Annotated in this window: 23 protein-coding genes and 2 tRNA genes; 12 read left to right on the top strand and 13 right to left on the bottom strand. The window is 69.7% G+C overall.

The genetic code is table 11. The features are described from left to right. Nucleotides 1-138 precede the first annotated feature (138 nt). The 6 genes from rsmG to rpmH form a co-directional block, all read right to left on the bottom strand. Complete coding sequence (gene rsmG / locus ABZX67_RS00575; protein ID WP_355352183.1) at nucleotides 139-849, bottom strand: 16S rRNA (guanine(527)-N(7))-methyltransferase RsmG; 711 nt, start codon at nucleotides 847-849, stop codon at nucleotides 139-141. Between the two features lie 122 nt (nucleotides 850-971). Continuing rightward, on the bottom strand, nucleotides 972-1,481 hold the full coding sequence (locus tag ABZX67_RS00570) for a R3H domain-containing nucleic acid-binding protein (protein WP_355352180.1): 510 nt from the start codon (nucleotides 1,479-1,481) through the stop codon (nucleotides 972-974). 14 nt (nucleotides 1,482-1,495) lie between these two features. After that, entirely contained in the window at nucleotides 1,496-2,740 is a 1,245-nt protein-coding gene (gene yidC / locus ABZX67_RS00565; RefSeq protein WP_355352177.1) for a membrane protein insertase YidC, read from the bottom strand. A gap of 3 nt (nucleotides 2,741-2,743) precedes the next feature. Continuing rightward, complete coding sequence (gene yidD, locus ABZX67_RS00560; protein ID WP_355352174.1) at nucleotides 2,744-3,070, bottom strand: membrane protein insertion efficiency factor YidD; 327 nt, start codon at nucleotides 3,068-3,070, stop codon at nucleotides 2,744-2,746. Further along, entirely contained in the window at nucleotides 3,067-3,438 is a 372-nt protein-coding gene (rnpA, locus tag ABZX67_RS00555) for a ribonuclease P protein component (RefSeq protein WP_355352171.1), read from the bottom strand. Before rnpA ends, yidD begins: the two co-directional genes overlap by 4 nt. A 20-nt stretch (nucleotides 3,439-3,458) precedes the next feature. Then, complete coding sequence (gene rpmH, locus ABZX67_RS00550) at nucleotides 3,459-3,596, bottom strand: 50S ribosomal protein L34 (RefSeq protein WP_018846094.1); 138 nt, start codon at nucleotides 3,594-3,596, stop codon at nucleotides 3,459-3,461. Between the two features lie 370 nt (nucleotides 3,597-3,966). On the opposite strand from rpmH, the gene dnaA reads away from it, so the two are divergent. The 11 genes from dnaA (at nucleotide 3,967) to ABZX67_RS00495 (ending at nucleotide 18,196) form a co-directional block, all read left to right on the top strand. Then, nucleotides 3,967-5,706, top strand: a complete 1,740-nt coding sequence (gene dnaA / locus ABZX67_RS00545) for a chromosomal replication initiator protein DnaA (protein WP_355352167.1) — start codon at nucleotides 3,967-3,969, stop codon at nucleotides 5,704-5,706. Nucleotides 5,707-6,580: 874 nt separating this feature from the next. Continuing rightward, a complete protein-coding gene (gene dnaN, locus ABZX67_RS00540) occupies nucleotides 6,581-7,711 on the top strand; it encodes a DNA polymerase III subunit beta (RefSeq protein ID WP_355352164.1) in 1,131 nt (376 codons plus the stop codon). A 136-nt stretch (nucleotides 7,712-7,847) separates the two neighbouring features. Next, complete coding sequence (gene gnd / locus ABZX67_RS00535; RefSeq protein ID WP_355352161.1) at nucleotides 7,848-8,726, top strand: phosphogluconate dehydrogenase (NAD(+)-dependent, decarboxylating); 879 nt, start codon at nucleotides 7,848-7,850, stop codon at nucleotides 8,724-8,726. 69 nt (nucleotides 8,727-8,795) lie between these two features. Beyond that, nucleotides 8,796-9,917, top strand: a complete 1,122-nt coding sequence (gene recF, locus ABZX67_RS00530) for a DNA replication/repair protein RecF (protein ID WP_355352158.1) — start codon at nucleotides 8,796-8,798, stop codon at nucleotides 9,915-9,917. 11 nt (nucleotides 9,918-9,928) lie between these two features. Beyond that, nucleotides 9,929-10,561 (top strand): DciA family protein, encoded by a 633-nt coding sequence (locus ABZX67_RS00525; RefSeq protein WP_355352155.1) that lies wholly within the window; start codon nucleotides 9,929-9,931, stop codon nucleotides 10,559-10,561. Between the two features lie 303 nt (nucleotides 10,562-10,864). Next, entirely contained in the window at nucleotides 10,865-12,937 is a 2,073-nt protein-coding gene (gene gyrB, locus ABZX67_RS00520; protein WP_355352152.1) for a DNA topoisomerase (ATP-hydrolyzing) subunit B, read from the top strand. Nucleotides 12,938-12,978: 41 nt separating this feature from the next. Continuing rightward, nucleotides 12,979-15,645, top strand: a complete 2,667-nt coding sequence (gyrA, locus tag ABZX67_RS00515) for a DNA gyrase subunit A (protein ID WP_355352149.1) — start codon at nucleotides 12,979-12,981, stop codon at nucleotides 15,643-15,645. A 3-nt stretch (nucleotides 15,646-15,648) separates the two neighbouring features. Next, a complete protein-coding gene (locus tag ABZX67_RS00510; RefSeq protein ID WP_355352146.1) occupies nucleotides 15,649-16,242 on the top strand; it encodes a DUF3566 domain-containing protein in 594 nt (197 codons plus the stop codon). A gap of 93 nt (nucleotides 16,243-16,335) precedes the next feature. Further along, nucleotides 16,336-16,409, top strand: a tRNA-Ile gene (locus tag ABZX67_RS00505). Between the two features lie 166 nt (nucleotides 16,410-16,575). Next, nucleotides 16,576-16,710 carry a DLW-39 family protein gene (locus ABZX67_RS00500; protein ID WP_003958712.1) on the top strand — a complete coding sequence of 45 codons (135 nt, stop codon included), beginning with the start codon at nucleotides 16,576-16,578 and terminating at the stop codon, nucleotides 16,708-16,710. Nucleotides 16,711-16,894: 184 nt separating this feature from the next. Continuing rightward, complete coding sequence (locus tag ABZX67_RS00495) at nucleotides 16,895-18,196, top strand: hypothetical protein (protein WP_355352143.1); 1,302 nt, start codon at nucleotides 16,895-16,897, stop codon at nucleotides 18,194-18,196. Nucleotides 18,197-18,209: 13 nt separating this feature from the next. Here the strand turns inward: ABZX67_RS00495 and ABZX67_RS00490 are convergent, their stop codons facing one another. Then, the gene (locus tag ABZX67_RS00490) at nucleotides 18,210-19,412 is read right to left on the bottom strand and encodes a serine/threonine-protein kinase (RefSeq protein WP_355352140.1); all 1,203 of its coding nucleotides are present in this window, start codon (nucleotides 19,410-19,412) and stop codon (nucleotides 18,210-18,212) included. A 59-nt stretch (nucleotides 19,413-19,471) separates the two neighbouring features. Next, complete coding sequence (locus ABZX67_RS00485) at nucleotides 19,472-20,020, bottom strand: DNA-binding protein (RefSeq protein ID WP_355352137.1); 549 nt, start codon at nucleotides 20,018-20,020, stop codon at nucleotides 19,472-19,474. Nucleotides 20,021-20,170: 150 nt separating this feature from the next. Between ABZX67_RS00485 and ABZX67_RS00480 the strand changes: the two genes are divergently transcribed. Beyond that, nucleotides 20,171-20,243 (top strand) — tRNA-Ala (locus ABZX67_RS00480). A 71-nt stretch (nucleotides 20,244-20,314) separates the two neighbouring features. Here the strand turns inward: ABZX67_RS00480 and ABZX67_RS00475 are convergent. The 5 genes from ABZX67_RS00475 to ABZX67_RS00455 form a co-directional block, all read right to left on the bottom strand. Further along, entirely contained in the window at nucleotides 20,315-21,616 is a 1,302-nt protein-coding gene (locus ABZX67_RS00475) for an MFS transporter (protein ID WP_355352134.1), read from the bottom strand. Between the two features lie 41 nt (nucleotides 21,617-21,657). Beyond that, nucleotides 21,658-23,565 (bottom strand): carbamoyltransferase C-terminal domain-containing protein, encoded by a 1,908-nt coding sequence (locus ABZX67_RS00470; protein WP_355352131.1) that lies wholly within the window; start codon nucleotides 23,563-23,565, stop codon nucleotides 21,658-21,660. Next, nucleotides 23,562-24,287: a hypothetical protein gene (locus ABZX67_RS00465; protein ID WP_355352128.1), complete on the bottom strand. Its 726-nt coding sequence runs from the start codon at nucleotides 24,285-24,287 to the stop codon at nucleotides 23,562-23,564. The genes ABZX67_RS00470 and ABZX67_RS00465 overlap by 4 nt, the downstream gene beginning before the upstream one ends. After that, nucleotides 24,280-25,014 (bottom strand): hypothetical protein, encoded by a 735-nt coding sequence (locus ABZX67_RS00460; RefSeq protein ID WP_355352125.1) that lies wholly within the window; start codon nucleotides 25,012-25,014, stop codon nucleotides 24,280-24,282. The genes ABZX67_RS00465 and ABZX67_RS00460 overlap by 8 nt, the downstream gene beginning before the upstream one ends. A gap of 72 nt (nucleotides 25,015-25,086) precedes the next feature. After that, nucleotides 25,087-25,401: a hypothetical protein gene (locus tag ABZX67_RS00455; RefSeq protein ID WP_355352122.1), complete on the bottom strand. Its 315-nt coding sequence runs from the start codon at nucleotides 25,399-25,401 to the stop codon at nucleotides 25,087-25,089. Between the last annotated feature and the right edge of the window lie 101 nt (nucleotides 25,402-25,502).

Raw genomic sequence — 25,502 nt, 5'->3', positions numbered from 1 at the left:
CGCGGCTGATGATTCCCTGCAGCAGTGAGCGACGTTTCACGTGAAACATTGATGCACCCGCCGCCCAAGGCAGGCATCACGACACTCCGAAATGCGTACGTATGAGGATCAACAGCCGGAAGATCCCCACCCAAGGCCTCAGCGGCGGCGACGGGATGTCCGCGCCGCCTTGGCGCGCTTGGCGGCGAATCGAACGCCGCCGGGGCTCTCGCCGACCTCCACCCGTACGACCGTCGACATCGGGTCGACGATGCCCTCGCCCACGTGCAGCACCGAGGTCTGGACGACGCCCAGCTTGCTGAGCGCGGCCCGGGCACCCTGGAGTTCTTCCTCCGCGGTGTCGCCCTTCAGCGCGAGCATCTCTCCGTACGGACGCAGCAGCGGCACACCCCAGCCCGCCAGCCGGTCGAGCGGCGCGACGGCACGGGCCGTCACCACATGGACCGGCGGGAGCTTGCCCAGCATCTCCTCGGCACGGCCGCGCACCACGGTCACATGGTCCAGGCCGAGCAGCTCGACGACCTCCTGGAGGAAGTTCGTACGGCGCAGGAGCGGCTCGAGAAGCGTGATCTTCAGGTCCGGGCGGACCAGCGCCAGCGGGATACCCGGCAGGCCGGCACCGGAGCCGACGTCGCACACCGTGACACCCTCGGGCACGACCTCCGAAAGCACCGCGCAGTTCAGCAGGTGGCGCTCCCACAGCCGCGGCACCTCACGGGGCCCGATCAGGCCGCGCTTGACCCCCGCGTCCGCGAGAAGCTCCGCGTACCGGACAGCTTCCGGGAAGAACTCGCCGAATACCGTCCGCGCTTCTTGAGGCGCATGGGGAAGCTCTTCTGCCTCCGTCACGGGAACCGTCCTTCCGTACCGCATTGGCGCACCGCAGTACCGACCGGCAGTGCAGTGCTGAGTATCAGGCTGACAAAGATCGGCCCCGCCTGCGAACAGACGGGGCCGACATGAAGAGGGGCTCAGGCAGGGAGCACGACGACGAAGCGCTGCGGCTCCTCGCCCTCGGACTCGCTGCGCAGGCCGGCGGCGGCCACCGCGTCGTGCACGACCTTCCGCTCGAACGGGGTCATCGGCTTGAGCTTCACCGGCTCTCCCGTGCTCTTGACGTCGGCTGCGGCCTGCGCGCCCAGCTCGGCGAGCTCGGTGCGCTTCTTGGCCCGGAAACCGGCGATGTCGAGCATGAGACGGCTGCGGTCGCCGGTCTCCCGGTGCACGGCGAGCCGGGTCAGCTCCTGGAGCGCCTCCAGCACCTCACCGTCGCGCCCCACCAGCTTCTGGAGGTCGCGGCTGCCCGTGTCGCTGACGATCGAGACCGCGGCGCGGTCCGCCTCGACGTCCATGTCGATGTCGCCGTCGAGGTCGGCGATGTCGAGCAGACCCTCGAGGTAGTCAGCCGCGATCTCGCCCTCCTGCTCCAGGCGGGTCAGGGTGTCGCCACCCTCGGCGGCGGAGGTGGTGCCTTCCGTCACGGATGGACTCCTTCTTACTTCTTGGACGACGGGTGCTTGGGCCGCTGCTGGCCCTTGCGCTGTCCGGACTTGGCTTGGCGTGCGGAACCTCCGGCGGCCCCGCCCTCCTGCTTCGGCTTGGCGTCCTGCGGCTCGTCGGCCTTCTTCTCCAGGGACGTCTTCGCCGGACCCTGCGGGGTGCCCGTAGCGGCCTGGCGCTTCGCCTTGGGCTGGCGCTTCGGCTGCTGACGGCGGGCGGCCGCGGCGCTCTGCGCCTCGGCGACGGCCGGGTCGACCTTGGCCACGGAGCCGTCCGCCTGGGCCGAGAACCCGGCCTTGGCCAGGGCACCGATGAAGCGGCGCTCGTTCTCGTTGCGGTCCGGGCCCTTGGCCACGATCGCCTGGACGACGCTGCGGCGGCGGCGACCGCGGACCTCACCGTGCGAGGTGACGCTCTTCAGCAGGCGCTGCAGGTACTGGTCCTGGGCCTTGCTGCCCGGCGTCGGGTTCTGGTTGATCACGTACATCTGCTGGCCCATGGTCCACACGTTGGTGGTCAGCCAGTAGACGAGGACACCGACCGGGAAGTTGATGCCCATGACGGCGAAGATCACCGGGAAGATGTACATCAGCATCTTCTGCTGCTGCATGTACGGGGTCTTCACCGTCAGGTCGACGTTCTTCTGCATCAGCTGGCGCTGGGTGAAGAACTGCGACAGCGACATCATGATGATCATGACCGCGGTGACGATGCGGACATCCGTCAGCGAAGCGTTGAGCGCGGTGACCTTGCCCGGGTCGTCCATGAACTTGGCGGCGATCGGAGCCCCGAAGATGTGGGCCTCACGCGCGCTCTTGACCAGCGAGTCGTTGAGGACGCCGATCTTGTCGCCCGAGGCGATCTCGCTCAGCACGTGGTACAGGGCGAAGAAGAACGGCGACTGCGCCAGGATGGGAAGGCACGAGGAGAGCGGGTTGGTGCCCGTCTCCTTGTACAGCTTCATCATCTCTTCGGACTGACGCTGCTTGTCGTTCTTGTAGCGCTCCTGGATCGCCTTCATCTTCGGCTGGAGCGCCTGCATGCCACGCGTCGACTTGATCTGCTTGACGAAGAGCGGGATCAGGCAGATCCGGATGACCACCACGAGGGACACGATGGACAGACCCCAGGCCCAGCCGGTGTCCGGGCCGAAGATCGCCCCGTACAGCTTGTGGAACTGGACGATGATCCACGAGACAGGTGTGGTGATGAAGGCGAACAGACTGGCAATCGTGTCCACTAATCAGGCTCCTTGAGCATTGGGCGAGGTCTCTGCGGCCGGGCTCGTGTCGGCGGAGTGCCCGCCCTTGCCACCGCGCAGCGCGGCACGCAGCAGTTCGTGCCAGCGCGGGCGCTTGCGTGGAGGGACATGGTCCACACCGCCCGGCGACCACGGGTTGCACCGCAGGATCCGCCAGGCGGTCAGGGCCGTGCCCTTCACCGCGCCGTGCCGGTCGATCGCCGTATATCCGTAGTGGGAACACGACGGGTAGTACCGGCAGACGGGGCCGAGCAGCGGGCTGATCGTCCACTGGTACAGCTTGATCAGAGCCAGCAGCGGGTACTTCATCGCGCGCCCCCTCCCAGCAACCGCTGAAGGGCGGCGTCCAGGTCTCGGGCCAGCTGGGCGTGGTCGGCGTCGCCCGATCCGGGCAGCGCCCGTACTACCACCAGGCTACCGGGGGGCAGGACGGGCAGCCGGTCGCGCATCAGGTGCCGCAGTCGGCGCTTCACCTGGTTACGGGCGACCGCACCACCCACGGCCTTGCTGACGACGAAACCCGCACGTGTCGGGGGAGCGCTCTCCCCTGACGCGTGCGGGTCCGTTGCGCCGCTGCGTAGATGGACGACGAGGAGCGGGCGGCCGGCCCGGCGTCCTCGGCGTACCGCGGTCGCGAAGTCCTCGCGCCGCCTCAGCCGATTCTCGGTAGGCAGCACGTCATGACCTGTTTAAGCGATCAGGCGGACAGGTTGGCGCGACCCTTGCTGCGGCGGTTCGCCAGGATGGCGCGGCCGGCGCGGGTGCGCATGCGCAGACGGAAGCCGTGGGTCTTGGCACGACGACGGTTGTTCGGCTGGAAGGTGCGCTTGCTCACTCGGGGGCTCCAGAAATGATTCGTTGGTGGCGGGACATCGCCTGGCTGTCACCGTGCGCCCACGAGTAGCTCGCAATACGCCCGAGTGCACCGCTTCACGATCACTGACCGTGATCTTTGCCCATCGGAGGCAGGCGGCAGCAGCCATCGACAACTCGACCTGGTTACGGTACGCGCGGCTACGCCATCCGGTCAAACCGGCACCGCGCCGGGGCCCGCTGTGCACAGGCTGTGGACAACAACTTGAACCACGCGAGCCGCCGCGACTACCGTGGCTGAACTCGGATTCTTTTCCGTTGTGTCCTTGCCTGTCCGTCCCGTCCCGTCCCGAGAACCACACATTCGTGGGACCTGTGAGAGAGCGTGCCTTGTGGCTGACGTACCTGCTGATCTTGCCGCAGTGTGGCCACGAGTGCTGGAGCAGCTCCTCGGTGAAGGCCAGCAGGGCATCGAGCCCAAGGACAAACAGTGGGTCGAGCGGTGCCAGCCGCTCGCACTGGTGGCCGACACGGCGCTCCTCGCCGTACCCAACGAGTGGGGCAAGCGGGTCCTGGAGGGCCGGCTCGCGCCGCTGATCAGCGACACGCTCAGCCGCGAGTGCGGGCGCCCCATCCGGATCGCGATCACCGTCGACGACTCCGCGGGCGAGCCGCCCGTGCCCCCGGCGCCCCCCGGCCGGCAGCAGCCGCGCTACGACGACTACGGCCACCGGCCGATGCCCGACGACGGGCTGCCGACCGCGCGCCCGGCCTACCCCGAGTACCAGCAGCACCGCCCCGAGCCCGGCGCCTGGCCGCGCACCCAGGAGGACCTCTCCTGGCAGCAGCAGCGCCTCGGCGGCTTCCAGGAGCGCGACCCGTACGCGACGGCCCGCCCGCAGCAGCCGCACCACGACTACCGCGGCCCGCAGCGCTCCGAGCACGGGGCGCCTTCGCCGTACGACCCGCAGCGCGACGGGCGGCACGAGCTGCCCGAGTCGCACCCGGGCTCCGGGGGCCCTGGCGGCGCGTCAGGCGCGGGCGGCGGTACCGGCCCCGGAGGGGGAGCGGGGACCGGAGGCGGGCGGCCCGGTGAACCGCACGCGCGGCTCAACCCCAAGTACCTCTTCGACACCTTCGTCATCGGCTCGTCGAACCGGTTCGCGCACGCGGCCGCCGTCGCGGTCGCGGAGGCGCCGGCCAAGGCGTACAACCCGCTCTTCATCTACGGCGAGTCGGGCCTCGGCAAGACGCACCTGCTGCACGCGATCGGCCACTACGCGCGGAGCCTGTACCCCGGCACGCGCGTGCGGTACGTGAGCTCGGAGGAGTTCACCAACGAGTTCATCAACTCCATCCGCGACGGCAAGGGCGACACCTTCCGCAAGCGCTACCGCGATGTGGACATCCTGCTCGTCGACGACATCCAGTTCCTGGCGAGCAAGGAGTCGACGCAGGAGGAGTTCTTCCACACCTTCAACACGCTCCACAACGCCAACAAGCAGATCGTGCTCTCCTCCGACCGGCCGCCCAAGCAGCTGATGACGCTGGAGGACCGGCTGCGCAACCGATTCGAGTGGGGCCTGACCACCGACGTACAGCCGCCGGAGCTGGAGACGCGGATCGCGATCCTCCGCAAGAAGGCAGTGCAGGAGCAGCTCAACGCCCCGCCGGAGGTGCTCGAGTTCATCGCCTCCCGCATCTCGCGCAACATCCGCGAGCTGGAGGGCGCGCTGATCCGGGTGACGGCGTTCGCCAGCCTCAACCGGCAACCGGTCGACCTGGTCCTGACCGAGAGCGTCCTCAAGGACCTCATCCCGGGCGGGGAGGACGCGGCGCCCGAGATCACCGCCGGCGCCATCATGGCGGCGACGGCCGACTACTTCGGCCTGACGGTGGAGGACCTGTGCGGCTCGTCGCGCAGCCGCGTGCTGGTGACCGCCCGGCAGATCGCCATGTACCTGTGCCGGGAGCTGACCGACCTGTCGCTGCCGAAGATCGGGGCCCAGTTCGGCGGCCGCGACCATACGACGGTGATGCACGCGGACCGCAAGATCCGCGCGCTCATGGCGGAGCGGCGCTCGATCTACAACCAGGTCACCGAGCTCACCAACCGGATCAAGAACGGCTGACGAGCGGCTGACGGCGGCCGGCTGCTTCCAACGCTTCCAAGGGCCTTCCATGGGCCTTGGAAGGCCTTCCAGCGGCTTCCGAAGCCTTCCAGGGCGCTCCCGGGACACCTCCCGGGGGCGCCCTTCGTCATGTCCGCGCCCTTCGCGGACCCGTCGCTGTTCGAATACGTACGGCGTCGAGCCCCTTCTCCACAGATTCGGGGGAGATCTTCGATCCACAGGGTGGGGACTGCCGAGTTGTCCAGACTGCGTCCACAGGCGAGCCTGTTGGTATCGCATCCCCGCAGGTCAGCCGGTTGTGGAATTGTGGTCGAGCGCTCTCCACAGCCTGTGGACGAAGAGTTCGTCCACAGGGGGCCGGCTCGGTTGTCCACCGGCGGCCCACAGGCTGTGGTCCATGGTCCACAGCTTCTCCACACCGCTGTCCACTGTTCGGCAACGCAACACCCGAGGTCACCAGCCGGAGTGAAAGCGGTCACACGAAGATGCCGGATTGGGCTGTGGGGAAGCGGGGTAAAACTGGGGACAGCGCTGGGGAGAACCCGGCGTCGTCTGTGCATCGCGTGTGCACAACTTCCGCGCGTCCACAGACAGCCCCGGTTGTCCACGGGCTCCGCCCACAGGGGCGGTGGACAAAAAGCGCGGCCTGACCTGCGCGGACGACGTTATCCACGGTTTCCACAGGCCCTACTACTACTCCCACTCAGAGTTACCGGGGAATTCGCTTCGAAGAAGGCCCTGTGCACAACTCGGCACCGGAGCCCCAAGCGCCTCTTGGCTCGACTTGACCCCGAGCCGCACCGACTGTCCGTGGCGTGCGTCAGACTGGTTCTCGCAGTCGACGAAGAGCCAGCAACAGCAGGAGGCGGTTCCGGTGAAGATCCGGGTGGAGCGCGATGTACTCGCGGAGGCGGTGGCCTGGGTGGCCCGCAGCCTCCCGGCCCGTCCGCCGGCGCCCGTACTCGCGGGCCTTCTCCTGAAGGCCGAGGACGGTGCGCTCAGCTTCTCCAGCTTCGACTACGAGGTCTCCGCGCGGGTCTCCGTCGAGGCCGAGGTGGAGGAGGACGGCACCGTCCTGGTCTCCGGCCGTCTGCTGGCCGACATCTGCCGCGCCCTCCCCAACCGCCCGGTGGAGATTTCCACAGACGGTGTACGGGCGACCGTGGTCTGCGGCTCTTCCCGCTTCACCCTCCACACCCTCCCTGTGGAGGAGTACCCGGCGCTGCCGGAGATGCCGTCCGCGACCGGCACCGTCCCCGGTGAGGTCTTCGCCTCCGCCGCCGCCCAGGTCGCCATCGCCGCGGGCCGCGACGACACGCTGCCCGTCCTCACCGGCGTCCGGATCGAGATCGAGGGCGACACGGTCACGCTGGCGTCCACCGACCGCTACCGCTTCGCCGTCCGAGAGTTCCTGTGGAAGCCGGAGTCGCCGGACGCCTCCGCGGTCGCCCTGGTGCCCGCCAAGACACTGCTGGACACCGCCAAGTCGCTGACCAGCGGCGACACCGTCACGCTGGCGCTGTCGGGCTCCGGCAAGGGCGAGGGCCTGATCGGCTTCGAGGGCGCCGGGCGGCGGACCACCACCCGCCTCCTCGAGGGCGACCTGCCGAAGTACCGCACGCTCTTCCCGACGGAGTTCAACTCGGTCGCGGTGATCGAGACCGCGCCGTTCGTCGAGGCCGTCAAGCGTGTGGCCCTCGTCGCCGAGCGGAACACGCCGGTCCGGCTCACCTTCGAGCAGGGCGTCCTCATCCTGGAGGCCGGTTCCAGCGACGACGCACAGGCTGTGGAGCGCGTCGACGCGCAGCTGGAGGGCGACGACATCTCGATCGCCTTCAACCCGACCTTCCTGCTGGACGGCCTGAGCGCGATCGACTCCCCGGTCGCCCAGCTGTCCTTCACGACGTCGACCAAGCCCGCGCTGCTGAGCGGCAAGCCGGCCGTCGACGCCGAGGCGGACGAGGCGTACAAGTACCTGATCATGCCGGTGCGCCTGAGCGGCTGAGCGCGGCGAACCGGGGGCGGGGGCCGCTCGGCTGAGCGGCCGAGTGAGCGCCCGACCCCACAGGTGTGCGCCCGCGTCCGGGCGTAGTCTCGGACGCGGGTACGAACTCAGCACACAAACGATTGAGGAATGTCTGATGGAGCTCGGTCTCGTCGGTCTCGGCAAGATGGGCGGCAACATGCGCGAGCGCATCCGCCGCGCCGGTCACACCGTCATCGGGTACGACCGCAACCCGGACCTCGCCGATGTCCACAGCCTCGAGGAGCTTGTGAGCAAGCTCAAGGGCCCCCGCGTCGTCTGGGTCATGGTCCCCGCCGGCGCCGCGACGCAGTCCACGATCGACCAGCTCGCGGAGCTGCTCTCGCCCGGCGACGTCGTCGTCGACGGCGGCAACTCCCGCTGGACGGACGACGAGAAGCACGCCGAGGAGCTGGCCGCCAAGGGCATCGGCTTCGTCGACTGCGGCGTCTCCGGCGGCGTCTGGGGCCTGGAGAACGGCTACGCGCTGATGTACGGCGGCGCCGCCGAGGACGTGGCGAAGGTCCAGCCGATCTTCGACGCGCTCAAGCCGGAGGGCGAGTTCGGGTCCGTCCACGCGGGCAAGGTCGGCGCCGGCCACTTCGCCAAGATGGTCCACAACGGCATCGAGTACGCCATGATGCAGGCCTACGCCGAGGGCTGGGAGCTGCTGGAGGCCGTCGACTCCGTCACGGACGTGCGCGAGGTCTTCCGCTCCTGGCAGCAGGGCACCGTCATCCGCTCCTGGCTGCTCGACCTCGCGGTCAACGCGCTGGACGAGGACGAGCACCTGGAGAAGCTGCGCGGCTACGCCCAGGACTCCGGCGAGGGCCGGTGGACGGTCGAGGCGGCCATCGACAACGCGGTGCCGCTGCCCGCGATCACGGCGTCGCTGTTCGCGCGGTTCGCGTCCCGGCAGGACGACTCGCCGCAGATGAAGATGATCGCCGCGCTGCGCAACCAGTTCGGTGGCCACGCGGTCGAGAAGAAGAACTAGCACAGAGGCATCCACAGGCTGTGCACACCTCGGTGTGCACGGCATGCCGGGGGAAGGTCGGCGCACACCATGCACGTCACGCATCTGTCGCTGGCCGACTTTCGCTCGTACGCCCGGGTCGAGGTCCCGCTCGATCCGGGCGTCGGTGTCTTCGTGGGCGCGAACGGCCAGGGCAAGACCAACCTCGTCGAGGCGGTGGGCTATCTCGCCACGCTCGGCAGCCACCGTGTCTCGTCCGACGCTCCGCTGGTACGGATGGGGGCCGAGCGCGCCGTCATCCGCGCGGCGGTCCGGCAGGGCGAGCGGTCCCAGCTGGTCGAGCTGGAGCTCAACCCGGGGCGGGCGAACCGCGCCCGGATCAACCGGTCCTCGCAGGTCAGGCCGCGTGATGTGCTGGGGATCGTACGGACCGTGCTCTTCGCGCCGGAGGACCTGGCGCTCGTCAAGGGCGATCCGGGAGAGCGGCGGCGCTTCCTCGACGAACTGATCACCGCGCGCTCGCCGCGGATGGCCGGGGTGCGCTCCGACTACGACCGGGTGCTCAAGCAGCGCAACACCCTGCTGAAGTCCGCGGCCATGGCGCGGCGGCACGGCGGGCGCTCGATGGACCTGTCCACGCTGGACGTGTGGGACCAGCACCTGGCGCGTGTCGGCGCGGAGCTGCTCGCGCAGCGGCTCGACCTGGTGGCGACGCTGCAGCCGCTGGCCGACAAGGCGTACGAGCAGCTCGCGCCGGGCGGCGGGCCCGTGTCGCTGGAGTACCGGGGGCCGGTGGCCGCCGGGGCGCACGGGCGGGAGGCGCTGTACGAGGGGCTCCTCGCCGCGCTCGCCGAGGTGCGCAAGCAGGAGATCGAGCGGGGCGTCACGCTGGTGGGACCCCACCGTGACGATCTGGTACTCAAACTCGGCGAGCTGCCCGCGAAGGGGTACGCCAGCCATGGCGAGTCCTGGTCGTACGCCCTGTCCCTGCGGCTGGCGTCGTACGACCTGCTGCGCGGAGAGGGCAACGAGCCGGTGCTCGTCCTCGACGACGTCTTCGCGGAGCTGGACGCGCGGCGGCGCGAGCGGCTGGCGGAGCTGGTCGCTCCGGGGGAGCAGGTGCTGGTGACGGCGGCGGTCGACGACGACGTGCCGGGGGTGCTGGCGGGTGCGCGGTATGCGGTGTCCGAAGGGACGGTGGAACGGCTGTGACGGGACCTTCGATGCCCGGTCCTTCCCGCCCCGGGGCTTCCGTACCGGGAGCTGCCCTGCCCGGGACCAATCTGCCCGGGACCAATCTGCCCCGGACGAACCCGCCCGGTCCTTCCCTACCCGGGCCCTCCGTGCCGGAGCCGTCGGGTGTCGACCTCGCGCGGGTCGCGCTGCGCGCGGCGAAGGAGCAGGCGAAGGCGCGGGGCGCGGCGGCACAGCAGAAGAAGCAGGCGCGCAGGGGCGGCGGCCTGCGCTCCGGCGCGCGGGCGGACGGGCGTGATCCGCTGCCGCTCGGCGCCGCGATCAACCGGCTGATCACCGAGCGCGGGTGGGAGACCCCGGCGGCGGTCGGCGGCGTGATGGGCCGGTGGCCGCAGATCGTGGGCGAGGACCTGGCGAAGCACTGCGTACCGCTGCGGTACGACGAGGACCCGGAGGAGCGGGTGCTCACGGTGCAGTGCGACTCCACGGCGTGGGCGACGCAGCTGCGGCTGCTGGCGCCGCGGCTGGTGGCGCGGTTGAACGAGGACCTGGGGCAGGGCACCGTGCGGGTGATCAAGGTGCTCGGGCCCGGGGGGCCGCGGCGGGGGTACGGGCCGCTGCGGGCGCCGGGGAGTGTGGGGCCGGGGGACACGTACGGCTGACCGAGCCCCGTGACCCCGGTGACGGATGCGACGGCGGACGCGACGGCGGACGCGAAGAGTGAGGCCCCCGTCACCGTCGCTGGAGGTTGACAGGTCGAAGCGCTGAGTGGCGGCGTGAGCCTCTTGGAGCCCCTTCCCGGATATGGGGAGTAGGTGGGCGCCGGTTCAGGGCGGCACATGCGTACTCAGGTACCGGCAAACCCCCATGAGTGTCGGCGTCACCGGTACACTGGTAGGTAATCCCGCCCACTGCGGAACATGTCGAATGACGCAGCCGCTCCCGGATACCCGGAGAGACGGCTTGTGCTGTGCCAGAAAGGGCGCTTCGTGGCCGATTCCGGCAACCCCAACGAGAACATTCCGTCCACTGCTGCCGGCGCGACGACGCCATCCTCATCGTCGTACGACGCCAGCGCGATCACCGTCCTCGAGGGTCTGGACGCGGTCCGCAAGCGACCCGGCATGTACATCGGGTCGACCGGCGAGCGTGGACTGCACCACCTGGTGTACGAGGTGGTCGACAACTCCGTCGACGAGGCCCTGGCCGGGCACGCGGACACCATCGACGTCACCATCCTCGCGGACGGTGGCGTCAAGGTCGTGGACAACGGGCGCGGTATCCCCGTCGACATCCACCCCGTCGAGAAGAAGCCGGCCGTCGAGGTCGTGCTCACCGTGCTGCACGCGGGCGGCAAGTTCGGCGGCGGCGGGTACGCCGTCTCCGGTGGTCTGCACGGCGTGGGTGTGTCCGTCGTGAACGCGCTGTCCAGCAGGGTCTCCGTGGAGATCAAGCGGGACGGGTTCCGCTGGACCCAGGACTACAAGCTGGGCGTGCCCACCGCCCCGCTGGCCAAGCACGAGGCCGTCGAGGACTCCGGGACGTCGGTGACGTTCTGGGCCGACCCGGACGTCTTCGAAACGACCGAGTACTCCTTCGAGACGCTCTCGCGCCGCTTCCAGGAGATGGCGTTCCTCAACAAGGGCCTGCGGATCTCGCTGACCGACGAGCGGGAGTCGGCCAAGGCGACGATGAACGCCGACGACCCGGACGCCGCCGAGTCGGTCGAGGAGGCGCCCGCGCGGACGGTCTCGTACTACTACGAGGGCGGCATCGTCGACTTCGTGAAGTACCTGAACTCGCGCAAGGGCGAGCTCATCCACCCGACCGTGATCTCGGTGGAGTCCGAGGACAAGGAGCGCATGCTCTCGGTCGAGATCGCCATGCAGTGGAACTCGCAGTACACCGAGGGCGTGTACTCCTTCGCGAACACCATCCACACGCACGAGGGCGGTACGCACGAAGAGGGCTTCCGCGCCGCGCTGACCGGTCTGGTGAACCGTTACGCGCGCGACAAGAAGCTGCTGCGCGAGAAGGACGACAACCTCACCGGTGAGGACATCCGCGAGGGTCTGACGGCGATCATCTCGGTCAAGCTCGGCGAGCCGCAGTTCGAGGGCCAGACCAAGACCAAGCTGGGCAACACCGAGGCGAAGACCTTCGTCCAGAAGGTCGCCAACGAGCACCTGACGGACTGGTTCGACCGCAACCCCAACGAGGCCGCGGACATCATCCGCAAGTCCATCCAGGCCGCCACCGCCCGCGTCGCCGCCCGCAAGGCGCGCGACCTGACGCGGCGCAAGGGCCTGCTGGAGTCGGCGTCCCTGCCGGGCAAGCTCTCCGACTGCCAGTCGAACGACCCGACCAAGTGCGAGATCTTCATCGTCGAGGGTGACTCCGCCGGCGGCTCGGCGAAGTCCGGCCGCAACCCGGAGTACCAGGCCATCCTGCCCATCCGCGGCAAGATCCTGAACGTCGAGAAGGCCCGGATCGACAAGATCCTGCAGAACACCGAGGTCCAGGCGCTGATCTCGGCCTTCGGCACCGGTGTGCACGAGGACTTCGACATCGAGAAGCTCCGCTATCACAAGATCATCCTGATGGCGGACGCCGACGTCGACGGCCAGCACATCAACACCCTGCTGCTGACCTTCCTCTTCCGCTTCATGCGGCCGCTGGTGGAGGCGGGGCACGTCTACCTCTCCCGCCCGCCGCTGTACAAGATCAAGTGGGGCCGGGACGACTTCGAGTACGCGTACTCGGACCGTGAGCGCGACGCGCTCGTGGAGCTCGGCAAGCAGAACGGCAAGCGCATCCGCGAGGACTCCATCCAGCGCTTCAAGGGTCTGGGCGAGATGAACGCCGAGGAACTGCGCATCACCACCATGGACCAGGACCACCGGGTGCTCGGCCAGGTCACGCTGGACGACGCGGCCCAGGCCGACGACCTGTTCTCGGTGCTGATGGGCGAGGACGTGGAGGCGCGGCGCTCGTTCATCCAGCGCAACGCCAAGGACGTCCGCTTCCTCGACATCTGAGTCGGTCTCAGCTGACCGTACGAAAGGACTGAAGACCAGCAATGGCCGACGAGAACACCCCCGTGGTGATGCCCGAAGAGGAGCCCGCCGTTCCCGGTGTGGGCCTGCGTGTCGAGCCTGTCGGGCTCGAAACGGAGATGCAGCGCTCGTACCTGGACTACGCGATGTCCGTCATCGTGTCCCGCGCGCTGCCCGATGTACGGGACGGCCTCAAGCCCGTCCACCGCCGCGTGCTGTACGCGATGTACGACGGGGGTTACCGGCCCGAGAAGGGCTTCTACAAGTGCGCCCGCGTCGTCGGTGACGTCATGGGTACGTACCACCCGCACGGCGACACCTCGATCTACGACGCCCTGGTCCGCCTGGCCCAGCCGTGGTCGATGCGCATGCCGCTCGTGGACTCCAACGGCAACTTCGGTTCCCCGGGCAACGACCCGGCCGCCGCCATGCGGTACACCGAGTGCAAGATGATGCCGCTGGCCATGGAGATGCTCCGGGACATCGACGAGGAGACCGTCGACTTCCAGGACAACTACGACGGCCGCAACCAGGAGCCCACGGTCCTGCCGGCGCGCTTCCCGAACCTGCTGGTGAACGGGTCCGCGGGCATCGCGGTCGGTATGGCGACCAACATCCCGCCGCACAACCTGCGCGAGGTCGCCGCCGGTGCCCAGTGGGCGCTGGAGCACCCCGAGGCCACGCACGAGGAGCTCCTCGACGCGCTCATCGAGCGGATCAAGGGCCCGGACTTCCCGTCCGGCGCGCTCGTCGTCGGCCGCAAGGGCATCGAGGAGGCGTACCGCACCGGGCGCGGCTCCATCACCATGCGCGCGGTCGTCGAGGTCGAGGAGATCCAGAACCGCCAGTGCCTGGTGGTCACGGAGCTGCCGTACCAGGTCAACCCCGACAACCTCGCGCAGAAGATCGCCGACCTCGTCAAGGACGGCAAGATCGGCGGCATCGCCGACGTCCGCGACGAGACGTCGTCGCGCACCGGCCAGCGGCTGGTCATCGTCCTCAAGCGGGACGCGGTCGCCAAGGTCGTCCTCAACAACCTCTACAAGCACACCGACCTCCAGACGAACTTCGGCGCCAACATGCTGGCGCTCGTCGACGGTGTGCCGCGCACGCTCTCGCTCGACGCGTTCATCCGCCACTGGGTGACGCACCAGATCGAGGTCATCGTCCGGCGTACGCGCTTCCGCCTGCGCAAGGCGGAGGAGCGGGCGCACATCCTGCGCGGTCTGCTCAAGGCGCTCGACGCGATCGACGAGGTCATCGCGCTGATCCGGCGCAGCGACACCGTCGAGGTCGCGCGCGAGGGCCTGATGGGCCTGCTCGACATCGACGAGATCCAGGCCAACGCCATCCTCGAGATGCAGCTGCGCCGTCTCGCCGCCCTGGAGCGCCAGAAGATCATCCAGGAGCACGACGAGCTCCAGGCCAAGATCAACGAGTACAACCAGATCCTGGCCTCCGAGGCGCGCCAGCGTCAGATCGTCAGCGAGGAGCTGGCCGCGCTCGTCGAGAAGTACGGCGACGACCGCCGCTCCAAGCTCGTGCCCTTCGACGGCGACATGTCCATGGAGGACCTGATCGCCGAGGAGGACATCGTCGTCACCATCACGCGCGGCGGCTACGTCAAGCGGACGAAGACGGACGACTACCGCTCGCAGAAGCGCGGCGGCAAGGGCGTGCGCGGCACGAAGCTGAAGGAAGACGACATCGTCGACCACTTCTTCGTCTCCACCACGCACCACTGGCTGCTCTTCTTCACCAACAAGGGCCGGGTCTACCGCGCCAAGGCGTACGAGCTCCCCGACGCCGGCCGCGACGCGCGCGGTCAGCACGTCGCCAACCTGCTGGCCTTCCAGCCGGACGAGCAGATCGCCGAGATCCTCGCGATCCGCGACTACGAGGCCGCGCCGTACCTGGTGCTCGCCACCAAGGGCGGCCTGGTGAAGAAGACCCCGCTGAAGGACTACGACTCGCCGCGCTCGGGCGGCGTCATCGCGATCAACCTCCGCGAGACGGAGGACGGCCGTGACGACGAGCTGATCGGCGCGGAGCTGGTGTCGGCCGAGGACGACCTGCTGCTGATCTCCAAGAAGGCGCAGTCGATCCGGTTCACCGCGACGGACGAGGCGCTGCGCCCGATGGGGCGTGCCACCTCCGGCGTGAAGGGCATGAGCTTCCGCGAGGGCGACGAGCTGCTGTCGATGAACGTGGTCCGGCCGGGTACGTTCGTGTTCACCGCGACGGACGGCGGGTACGCGAAGCGCACCCGTGTCGACGAGTACCGCGTCCAGGGGCGTGGCGGCCTCGGCATCAAGGCTGCCAAGATCGTGGAGGACCGCGGTTCGCTCGTCGGCGCGCTGGTGGTCGAGGAGACGGACGAGATCCTCGCCATCACGTTGTCCGGTGGTGTGATTCGTACGCGAGTCAATGAAGTCAGGGAGACGGGCCGTGACACCATGGGCGTCCAACTGATCAATCTGGGCAAGCGCGATGCCGTCGTCGGTATCGCACGTAACGCCGAGGCGGGTCGCGAGGCCGAAGAGGTCGACGGGACCGACGGGATCGACGGGACCGAAGGTGCGGAAGGCGCCGAGGGTGCCGATGTGACCGAGGGTGCTGCCGCAGGCATCGAAGCGACGGCCGAGGCCGCCGGGGGTACGGAGCCGCCGGCCGGGGAGTACGAGGAGTAAAGCGTGAGTGGAGCCACGGGCGCCGGATCGGCCGCTTCCGGAGCGAACGGTGCCCGTGGCCCTGCCACGGACTCCCAGGGAGTTACGGTGACCACGTACGACAAGGGTCCACTGCCCGGCGAGCGGCCCGTCGACCCGAAGCAGGCTGCGCAGGCGTCACAGCCGTACCAGCCACCGCAGGCGTACGCCACGGCGCAGCAGCGTCCCGGGGCGAAGACCATGCCGCGGACGCGCAAGGCGAGGCTGCGGGTGGCCAAGGCCGACCCGTGGTCGGTGATGAAGGTGAGCTTCCTGCTCTCCATCGCGCTGGGCATCTGCACGGTGGTCGCGGCCGCGGTGCTGTGGATGGTCATGGACGCGATGGGCGTGTTCTCGACCGTCGGCGGCACGATCAGCGAGGCCACCGGCTCCAACGAGAGCAATGGCTTCGACCTCCAGGCCTTCCTCTCGCTGCCGCGCGTGCTCGTCTTCACGTCGGTGATCGCGGTCATCGACGTGGTGCTGGCCACGGCGCTGGCGACGCTGGGCGCCTTCATCTACAACCTCTCCGCGGGCTTCGTGGGGGGTGTGGAGCTCACCCTCGCCGAGGACGAGTGAGCGGGACCGCCGACGGGCGGGTGCGGATTTGGGAACTCGCCGCTCCGTGCGCTAATCTTCAGAGGTCAGCGCGGGCGGCGAGCCCGACGCGGAGGGGCTATAGCTCAGTTGGTTAGAGCGCATCCCTGATAAGGATGAGGCCACAGGTTCAAATCCTGTTAGCCCCACAGTGACGGTGATCGGCCCGGTCGGAGAAATCCGACCGGGCCGCTCGCTTTTCCCGCGCCCTTTCGGCGCCTTTTTCGGTGGACGTAGGTCACCGTATGGTCTCGACCGGTGTGTATAGTCGGGCGCCATAAGGATTCCCACGTCAACGAAAGACGAGGTCGCGCGGTGAAGAAGCTTCTCCTGGTCGCACTGGCCGCCATCGGCGGGCTCCTCGTGTACCGCCAGATCCAGGCGGATCGCGCCGAGCAGGACCTGTGGACGGAGGCGACCGACTCCGTGCCCGCAGGTTCCGGTGTGTGAGACGACACGCAGTCTGCGTACGGGCCCCGGCCGCTGAAGCGGTCGGGGCCTTGTGCTGTTTCCGGTAGCGAATATTTCGCTTGCTGTTGCAAAGCGCGTGGAGTGCGGCAGACAGCGCCAGGACGGGCGGGGCAGGATGGTCCCCGCTCGGAGCTGAGCTGGTACGCGTACGGAGGGGAAGAGCGTGAAGAGGCGGCGGGGCGGCGGCAAGGCGGTGGCCGGGGCGGTGGCGATGGGCGCCGTGGTGGTGCTGGGCGCGCAGACAGGGGCGGCCGGCCAGGCGCGCGCGGCCGGGCAGCCGGCGCCGTACACCTTCGCCGAGGGGGCCCAGCGGACGAAGGGTGCCGCCAGCACCAGTGAGGCCCCGCGGCTGACCGCCGGCGCGACGTACCGGGACAGCATCGACCGCGGTGAGAAGCTGGTCTACCGGATCGACCTGGACGCGGAGCGGGACGCGTACGTGTCCGCCGTGGCCGTCCCCGAGCCGGGCGCCAAGGTCGCCTTCGCCGACGGCCTGGAGGTGTCGCTGCAGGACCGCGACGGCTACGAGTGCAGCTCCAACGACAGCAAGTTCCGCTCCGCCGAGTTCCCGCGCCCGCTCGCCGCCTACGCGCACCGGACCATCGAGAAGGACCGCAGCTCCTGTCAGAAGGCCGACTCGTACTACGTCGTCGTCGAGCGCACGGCATCCGAGGGCAAGGGCGGGGCCGAGCCGTGGGAGCTGGAGATCCGGCACCAGATCGAGCCCAAGGTGAAGGAGGTCGGGCCGACCGCCGCGCCGTCGGCCTGGCCCAGCGCCTCGCCCCCGCCCCCGGCCGGCGGCCCGCGCGAACGGTCCGGCGGCGCCGGCTTCTTCGATGCGACCGGCCTCACCCAAGGCGAGTGGACCGACCGCATCGAGCCCGGCCAGTCGCGCTTCTACCGGGTGCCGGTGGACTGGGGCCAGCAGATCTTCGCCAGCGCGGACATCGGCAGCTCGGCGGGCCAGGGCTTCGTCGGCAGCGCGCTCTCGATGACGCTGTTCAACCCCATGCAGGGGGAGGTCGGCACTGTCGACTCGGTCTCGTACGACGGCAAGCAGAAGGCGGCGGCGCTCGACCCGCTGCCGCCGGTGCGGTACGAGAACCGCTTCGACTCCAGCGCCACGTTCGAGGACATGCGGTTCGCGGGCTGGTACTACCTGCGCGTCAGCCTCAGCCCGGAGGTGGGCGAGAAGTTCGGGAAGAAGCCGTACGGGCTGACGCTGCGCGTCAACGTCCGGGGGGAGGCGCGGCCGGCGCCAGCGTACGACGGGCCGGCCGGGATCTTCGCCGTCACGCAGGACGACAAGGAGCGGGCGGCCAGCGGGCAGAGCGGCCCGGAGGCGGAGCGCAGCGACACGATGAAGGTCGTCGCGGCGGCCGGGATCGGCAGCGGGACCGTGCTGGTGCTCGGGCTCGGGGTGTGGACGCTGCTGGCGCGCCGACGCGCTCTTCCCACCGGCTGATCCGGCCGGCTGATCAGACCTGGGTCAGCGCCCAGATGCCGACCGCGAAGCAGAGCAGCGCGGTCAGCAGCACCGGAACCGCCACCTTCGCCGGCGGGCCGGGTCGCTTCGGCGCGGGGCTCGGGGCGGGCGCCGCGGCGGTGTAGGGGTGCGTCGGCGTGGCCTGGGACGGCGGGGCCAGGTGGAAGCTCCCCGTCTCGGACGGCGCGGGCGGAACGGGCGGCGCGTACACAGGGGCCGTCACGGGGGCGGGCGTGGCCACGGGTACGGGCGGCACCGGGACGGCTTCGGGCGCGGGGGCCGGTGCGGGGGCCGGTGCCGGTTCCGGAGCGGCCGTGACGGGGCCCTCCGGGCCGAAACCGGCCGGGAGCGGACCGAGTTGGTCGAAGACCTCGACGGGCTCCTCCGTGCCGTCGGCTTCGGGCAGCAGCTCGACCGCCGCCGACAGCGCCTTGCGCGCCCCCGTCGCCGTACGGAAACGAGCCTGCGGATCGGGCTGGAGCAGGCCCGCCAGGACCTGCCACAGCGCCTCCGGGATGCCCTGCGGGGCGCCGGGCGTGCCGTACGCCGTGAAGTACTCCACCAGGGCCTGCGCGTCGGGCTTCTGACCCTGCAGCAGGTACAGGGCGACCAGGCCGACCGCGAACAGGTCGGCCGGGAAGTCGGGCTCCGCACCCATCAGCTGCTCGGGCGCGAAGTAACCCGGCGTGCCGACCACGTAGTTGGTCTCGGTCAGCCGTGGCTCGCCCTTGCGCATGGAGATGCCGAAGTCGGACAGCCGCAGATGCGGCCGCCCCGTCCCGGTCGCCTCCAGCAGGATGTTGGCCGGCTTGATGTCGCGGTGCACGACCCCCTCCGCGTGCACCGCGGCCAGTCCGGACAACAGCTGATCGAGCAGGGTGCAGACGAAACGGGGCGGCAACGGCCCGTAGTCCCCGATGACATGGGCCAGCGACCCGCCGCTCACCAGGTCCATGGTGAACAGCACCTTGTCGTCGTCCGCGGCCCAGCTGGCCGGGGCGAGGACGTGCGGGTGGTCGATCCTCAGCGCCTGTTCGCGTACGAAGCGCAGCAGCGTGTGCGCGTCGCTCTGCTGGAGCACCTTGGCCGCGACGTAACGGCGCCGGCGGTGGTCCCAGGCACGCCAGACGGCGCCCACACCACCACGCCCGATCGGATCGATCAACTCGTACCGACCCGCGAAGACCTCACCCATCGCGCTGCGCCGCTCCCCGTCCGTCCGCTTCCGGCCGCTGGCCTTCGCCCGGCCCGCTGTCAGCTCTGGTGCGACTCGTAGTGGGCGACCGCGTCCGCGGTGCGCCCCGCGCCGTACACCCGGAGGAACTCTGCCAGCTCCGGGTGGGTCGGTGCGAGCGAGTCGGCCGCATCGATGATGTCGCCGGCCGCCGAGACCGAGCGCAGCAGCGACTGGATCTCCCGGACCACGCGCTTGACCGTCGGCGCCCCCGAGCTGGCGGTCGTCTGGCTGGATCCGGTGAGCACCGAGCCTCCCTGGGACTTCTTGATCTCGTCCATCCGGTCGGTGGCCTCGGCGGCGCTCACGCTGCCGTCGGCGACCTGGCTCGCCAGCTCCTGGAGGGCCTGGACGCGCTGCACCACGGCAGGGTTGCCGATCTTGGCGCGCTGACCGCTCATCAGCTGGGACAGCATGGGAGCCGACAGCCCGAGCACCGCCGCGAGACGTGCCTGGTTGAGGCCCAGATCGTCGATGAGCCGACGGAAGAGCGCCCCCAACGGCTCCCCGTACCAACTGCGCTGGAGCTCTCTGGCTCTCGCGGTCGCTTCCTGCTGTGCTGTATCCATTGCGTCTCCCCATCGCTGTGGTTCGCGGCTGCGAACCTGCCCAGCATCTTACGGAGAGTGGTCGTTCCGGGGGAGTCCCCATCCTTTTGCGGTACACCCCCCGGCACCCGGTACTCTGGTCTGCGGCACCGGCCGCTCGTCGGCCGGCGCGGGGCCTTAGCTCAGTTGGTAGAGCGCTGTCTTTGCATGGCAGATGTCAGGGGTTCGACTCCCCTAGGCTCCACACCCTATGCACCCCCCTGACCTGCGGAAACGCTGTCAGGGGGGTGTTTTCGCGCTACTTCCCCTCGTTCCTCACGCCGCGACGGGCTCCGACTCCCGGACCGGGCGGGACCAGATCAGGGCGGCCGGGACGACCATGAGGAGGCCGATGGCCAGCAGCAGCGTCGCCGAACTCATCAGGACGCCGGCGATGCCGCCGACGGCGAGCCCGAGGGGGACCGCGGTGAGGTTCGCCGCGCGGTAGGAGGCGGTGGCCATGGGGCGTTCCGCGTCGGTGATGGCACGGGCGCGGAAGGTCTGGACCCGGACCAGGACGACGCCCGAGCAGAACTCGTCGATGACGAATCCCAGGAGCACCAGCAGCAGTCCCCTGGTGCCGCCGAGGTACGCCCCGATCCCGATCACCGTGTAGGCGCCGACGGCCCCGCAGCCGAACAGTGAGGTGCCCCAACCGCTGCGGAGCGCTCGCGGGAGGCGTTCGGCGAGGTAGGAGCCGAGGACGGCGAACAGGACGGAGCAGCTGCGGATGACGCCGTAGGTCGCCGCGGACAGGGGCGTCGTGTCGAGCAGCGTGATCAGCAGGACGGCCTCGATGACGCACTGCCCGAAGTTGTACGAGAGGGACCAGACGGTGACGGTCCGCAGCGCGGGGGTGCGGAAGTTGACGGCCAGCCCGCCGCGCAGCGTGCTCTTCCGGGGAGCGGGCGGGTCCCCGGCGCCTTCTGCCAGGTCTTTCGGGTCCGCCGGGTCCGCCGGGTCTTCCGGTGTGCCGCTCGGCACCCGTACGCGCGGGATGCCCAGCAGCAGCCCGCAGGCGGCCAGGGCCAGCGCCGCCGCCGTGCCGTACGTGGGTGCCAGGCCGAACGCGGCCAGGGCGAGGCCGGTCAGGAAGGGCGCCGCCGCGTCGGCGGACGACTCGGCCATGCCGAGGCGTGAGTAGATCTTCGGCAGGGCTTCGTCGGTGAAGGTCCGCGGGATCAGTACCTGGGTGGAGATCGCGGTCAGAATGGAGCCGCAGGCCAGGGAGATGTTGGCCAGGCAGAAGACGCCGAGCGCCACACCGGGCGCGAAGGCGAGGCCGAGCGCCGCCAGGGCGAAGGCGGCCACGCGCAGCAGCTCCGAGCCGATCATCACGGCTCGCTGGTCGAACCGTTCGACCAGCCGGGCGGCCGGCCCGGCGAGCAGCACCTGCGGCGCGAAGCGGCAGATGCCGAGCAGGGCGACGATCGTCGCGTTGGCGCCGAGGGCGTCCACGGCGACGAACGGCACCGAGAACTCGACGGCGGCGATGGCGAAGAAGGAGAGGAAGTTCGCCACTGGCAGGGACACCGCCAGCGAGTCGCTCCCTCTGAGCGGTTTGGTGGTGGACGTCATCCGTTCTCGGGCTCTTCTCGGGTTCTCGGACGGTCGGGTTCTTACGCTTCCGCCAGGACGCCGGCGCGCAGGGCCTCGGCGACGTCGGCGGCCGTGCCGTCGGTCAGCACGTACTCCTGCTCCAGCAGGGATACGAAGAGGTCGCGGCCGACCGTGACGTGGGCGCCGCCGTTGCTCAGTACGTAGCGGGTGGTGCCGCCCGCCCCGAAGACCGCCATCACCGTGGCGTCCGGGCGGCGGACGGGGATCTTCCGCGGTGTGGGAGAGGCGTACAGGCCGTCCTCGGTCAGGACGAACCCGATGTCGGCGTGCCGGGCGAAGGCCAGCACGTCCGGCGCGGACTCGATGATGGGCTGGGCGGGGCCGTTGAGGGACGTGTTGACCAGGACCGGGATCTGCCCCATCGCGGCGATGTGGGTGAGGAGGGCGTGGATCGCGGGGTTGTCGTCGGCCGTGACCGTCTGGACCCGTGCCGAGCCGTCGTCGTGGACGATCTCCTTCAGCACGGCGCGGTGTTCCTCGCGCACCTCGAAGTCGTAGTTCATGAACGGCGCTTCGCCCGGCCCGATGAAGTACGTGTCCAGGTCCTCGCTCCGCACCATGGGGGCGACCGGGCGCCACGGCTGCCGCTTCTTGATGCCGTTCAGCTTCGCCTTGGCGTTGCGGCAGGCGACCGGGTGGCACAGGATCGACCTGTTCCCGAGCGCCCGCGGACCGAACTCCGCCCGGCCCGCGTACCGGACCACGACCGCCCCGTCGAGCAGTACCTCGGCGGCCCGGCGGCTCAGGTCCGCCGTCGCGGCGACGGCGTACCCCTGGTGCCGCGCCTCCCGCGGTGTGATCGGTTCGGCGGAGCGCCCCAGGAAGTCGGAGGTGACCTTCCGGGGGGAGACGGGTCGCGGCGTCCGCGGCGCGCGCGCCGAGGCGTGTGCCCAGCCGAGGTAGGCGGCGCCGACGGAGATGCCCGCGTCGTGCGGGCAGGACGGCACGTACAGGTTCCGGACCTGCGGCAGCGCGCCGATGGCGGTGTTGCCCGACAGGTTCAGGAAGACGCCGCCCGCGCAGCACAGGTCCGGTATCCCGCTGAGGGCGACGGCGCGTGCGGCATGGGCGACGACGAGCCGGTTGAAGGCCTCCTGCACCGCGTGCGCGATGTCGGCGTTCCGGGTGATGTCCGTGGCCGCTTCCAGGATCTGCCAGCCGTTGCGCGGCCTCGGCCGCGGACCCGGGGTGACGATGTCGTCGGCGGTCAGCCGGGCGGGCCCCTCGAAGGGCAGGGCGGCCAGCGCCATCAGCTGGCCGTGGGCGTGCTCCTTGCGGAACAGGAACCGGGCGACGTTGTCGTAGAGGCTCGCTTCGCTCTGGACGAAGACGTCCGGCTGGTTGTGCGGTTCGCTGAACGCCCGCTCCAGCAGCTCGAACCGGCCCTGCCGGAAGGCGTACAGGGACCGCATCTCGGTGAGGATCCGCGAGGCCGGGCCGGTCGGCGCGTCGCTGTAGTACGTGCGGTGGAACTCCCCGAACGGGACGTGGAAGTCCGCGCCGTCCCATGACGAGGTGCCGGCGCTGTCCGAGACCAGCACCGCCGCCTCCGGGAAGCCGGACGCGTACACGGCGGACGCCGCGTGCGCCAGGTGGTGGGAGACCACGTGGTGGCGGGCGTCGAACGGGTCGAAGAGGTCGAAGGAGGGGGACACCAGGGGGCGTTGCAGGCCGACTCCGGACGGCCCTGCGGCCTGGAAGGAGCTGACGACGACGTCGACGTCCTCCAGCGCCAGGCCGGCCGCGGCCAGTACCTCGCGCACCGGGAGCCTGTTGGTCAGCGCCTCCTGGCCGTCGTACTTGCGCCGGGTGACCCGCTCCTGCTGGATCGCGGCCAGCAGGACGCCGTCCCGGACGACGGCGCAGGACGACTCGTGTCCGCAGTGGATTCCGAGGGCGACGGTCATTGCTTGTAGTTCTCCAGCGGGGCGCCTTCGGGCATGAAGCCGAACGTGAGGATGGAGACCCGCTCGTCCTGCCGGATCGGCGTGCGGCTGTGCGCCTGCGTCCCGGCCAGGAAGATGACGACCTCGCCGGGCTCCAGCTGGAAGCGCTCCTTGCTGCCGTCCGCGTAGTGCATGTGCAGCGCGGAGGGCTCCGGCGTCCCCTCGGGGATGTCGTGCGCGAGCATCATCAGCACGTTCAGCGAGAAGATGTCGGTGTCGATGTGCGGGATGATGCCCTGGCCGGCGTCGCGGTAGTAGAGGTAGCTCGCCACGCCGGTCGCCACCGCCTTCGGTACGACCGTGGCCACCAGGTCGGCCAGTTCCCGGCTGGTCGCCACGCGGCTCGCGAGGGGGCCGCCGTAGCCGAGGTAGTGCTCGTCGTAGGGCACCGCGGTCCTGCCGACGTGGTCGGACTCCTCGATCAGGGAGGCCAGCAGCTCGTCGGTGAGGAAGGCGGGGCGTCCCCGGTACTGCACCCCGCGCGGGTCCGGTACGTCGTAGGGGCAGAGCATCTCCAGCGCGTCGGTCACCGCGGCGCGGCCCGGTGCCGCCTCGGCCTCGGTCGCCGCCACCAGGCGTCCGGCGGACAGGCCCAGGATCAGCTTCAGGTTCGCCTGCTCGGCGGGCGTGAGCCGCTCGTGCAGGCCGGCGAGGCGTCGGCCCATGGTCGACGTGTCACTCATGTGTTCCCCCAAGCGTGCGGTAGCCGAAGGACACCAGGCGGATCGCCTCGTCCGCGACGGTCCTGGTGCGCTGGTGCGTGACGCTGTCCGCGAAGAAGACCAGGGACTCGCCCGGCTGGAGGTGGAAGCGCATCGCTTCCCGGCCGGGCGGATGAAGGATGAGCTCGGACCGCTGCGGGCCGCTCGACCGGTGTTCGAGCATGGTGAGGATGTTCAGCGAGAACTCGTCCTTGTCGACGTGCGGGTCGATACCGAGCCCGGGCTCGTCGTAATACAGGTAGTTCGCGCGGCGCGTCGGTGCGATGGGGCCGACGTTCTCGGCGAGGAACGCGCGGATGGGCCGGGAGAGGGAGATGTCCCTGGCCACGGGGGCGCCGGAGGCCACGTAGTGGTCGAGGAAGCGTTCGGCCCGGGGGCGGCAGGAGCGTGATTCCCGGTCCAGCGCTTCGCGTTCCTCATCGGTGAGGAAAGGCCCCCGGCCATGGAACACCACACCGGTGGGGAACTTCTCCCGCGCCCCGGCTATGAGTTTCGGCAGCGAATGCTGCGTGGCTCCGAGGGCGCGCTCACGTAATTCTTCCGGAATGTGTTGAGCATGGCCGCTGAGCACACCGCCCGCGGCCATGCTCAGGAGGAATTTCAGGTTCTCCCGTTCCGCGGCGGTCAGATCCGTCGACAGCTGAGACAACCGCTGCACCAACGCCGAAGCTTCCTCCGCAGATGCCATATGAGGATCCCCTGACCTTCTCCCGGGTGATGACTGTCCGTACGTGCGATCAGCGCCTATCTTGACGAGGGATCAGTCCCCGACGAACCCGAGTTCTCCGGGAAGGTCGATCAGGCGGTTCCGGATCTCCGGGGTGGCGGCCGCCGAGATCGGCTTGGCGAAGATGAACAGGGCCTCTTCGTTGCCCTTCTGCAGCTCCTGCAGGTGCATGCTGGCCGAGGTCACGATGGAGCTGAGTACGGCACGCTCGTCCGCGGTGAGCTCCGCGGAGAGAATGCCGAGCTTTTCGGCCAGCGTGGGAAGCGCGGCTTCCAGCGCCGCCGCGTCCAATTCGGCGTCGAGCAGAAGATCGGGGTTCGGGGTGGTGACTTCCGTTTCGTTCGCCATCCTTTTACCTCCTTTTTGGGCGGATCGCGCCCAGGTTTCTCGCTCGCTTTCCTTGCTCGCTACAACGGTCAAACAAGCTACCGGGTCGAACCCGTTTCTCC

It is taken from the genome of Streptomyces sp. NPDC003036, from assembly GCF_040611175.1.
Lineage (GTDB): Bacteria > Actinomycetota > Actinomycetes > Streptomycetales > Streptomycetaceae > Streptomyces.
The sequence above is the reverse complement of the archived record's forward strand: the minus strand, read 5'-3'. Positions and strand labels throughout refer to the sequence as shown.

Excerpts from the sequence above, each read along its gene's own strand:
- recF (WP_355352158.1), top strand. The coding sequence starts at position 8,796 with ATGCACGTCACGCATCTGTCGCTGGCCGACTTTCGCTCGTACGCCCGG.
- ABZX67_RS00485 (WP_355352137.1), bottom strand. The coding sequence starts at position 20,020 with ATGGATACAGCACAGCAGGAAGCGACCGCGAGAGCCAGAGAGCTCCAG.
- ABZX67_RS00465 (WP_355352128.1), bottom strand. The coding sequence starts at position 24,287 with ATGAGTGACACGTCGACCATGGGCCGACGCCTCGCCGGCCTGCACGAG.
- ABZX67_RS00525 (WP_355352155.1), top strand. The coding sequence starts at position 9,929 with ATGCCCGGTCCTTCCCGCCCCGGGGCTTCCGTACCGGGAGCTGCCCTG.
- ABZX67_RS00475 (WP_355352134.1), bottom strand. The coding sequence starts at position 21,616 with ATGACGTCCACCACCAAACCGCTCAGAGGGAGCGACTCGCTGGCGGTG.
- gnd (WP_355352161.1), top strand. The coding sequence starts at position 7,848 with ATGGAGCTCGGTCTCGTCGGTCTCGGCAAGATGGGCGGCAACATGCGC.
- ABZX67_RS00470 (WP_355352131.1), bottom strand. The coding sequence starts at position 23,565 with ATGACCGTCGCCCTCGGAATCCACTGCGGACACGAGTCGTCCTGCGCC.
- ABZX67_RS00455 (WP_355352122.1), bottom strand. The coding sequence starts at position 25,401 with ATGGCGAACGAAACGGAAGTCACCACCCCGAACCCCGATCTTCTGCTC.
- yidD (WP_355352174.1), bottom strand. The coding sequence starts at position 3,070 with ATGAAGTACCCGCTGCTGGCTCTGATCAAGCTGTACCAGTGGACGATC.
- ABZX67_RS00490 (WP_355352140.1), bottom strand. The coding sequence starts at position 19,412 with ATGGGTGAGGTCTTCGCGGGTCGGTACGAGTTGATCGATCCGATCGGG.
- gyrA (WP_355352149.1), top strand. The coding sequence starts at position 12,979 with ATGGCCGACGAGAACACCCCCGTGGTGATGCCCGAAGAGGAGCCCGCC.
- ABZX67_RS00460 (WP_355352125.1), bottom strand. The coding sequence starts at position 25,014 with ATGGCATCTGCGGAGGAAGCTTCGGCGTTGGTGCAGCGGTTGTCTCAG.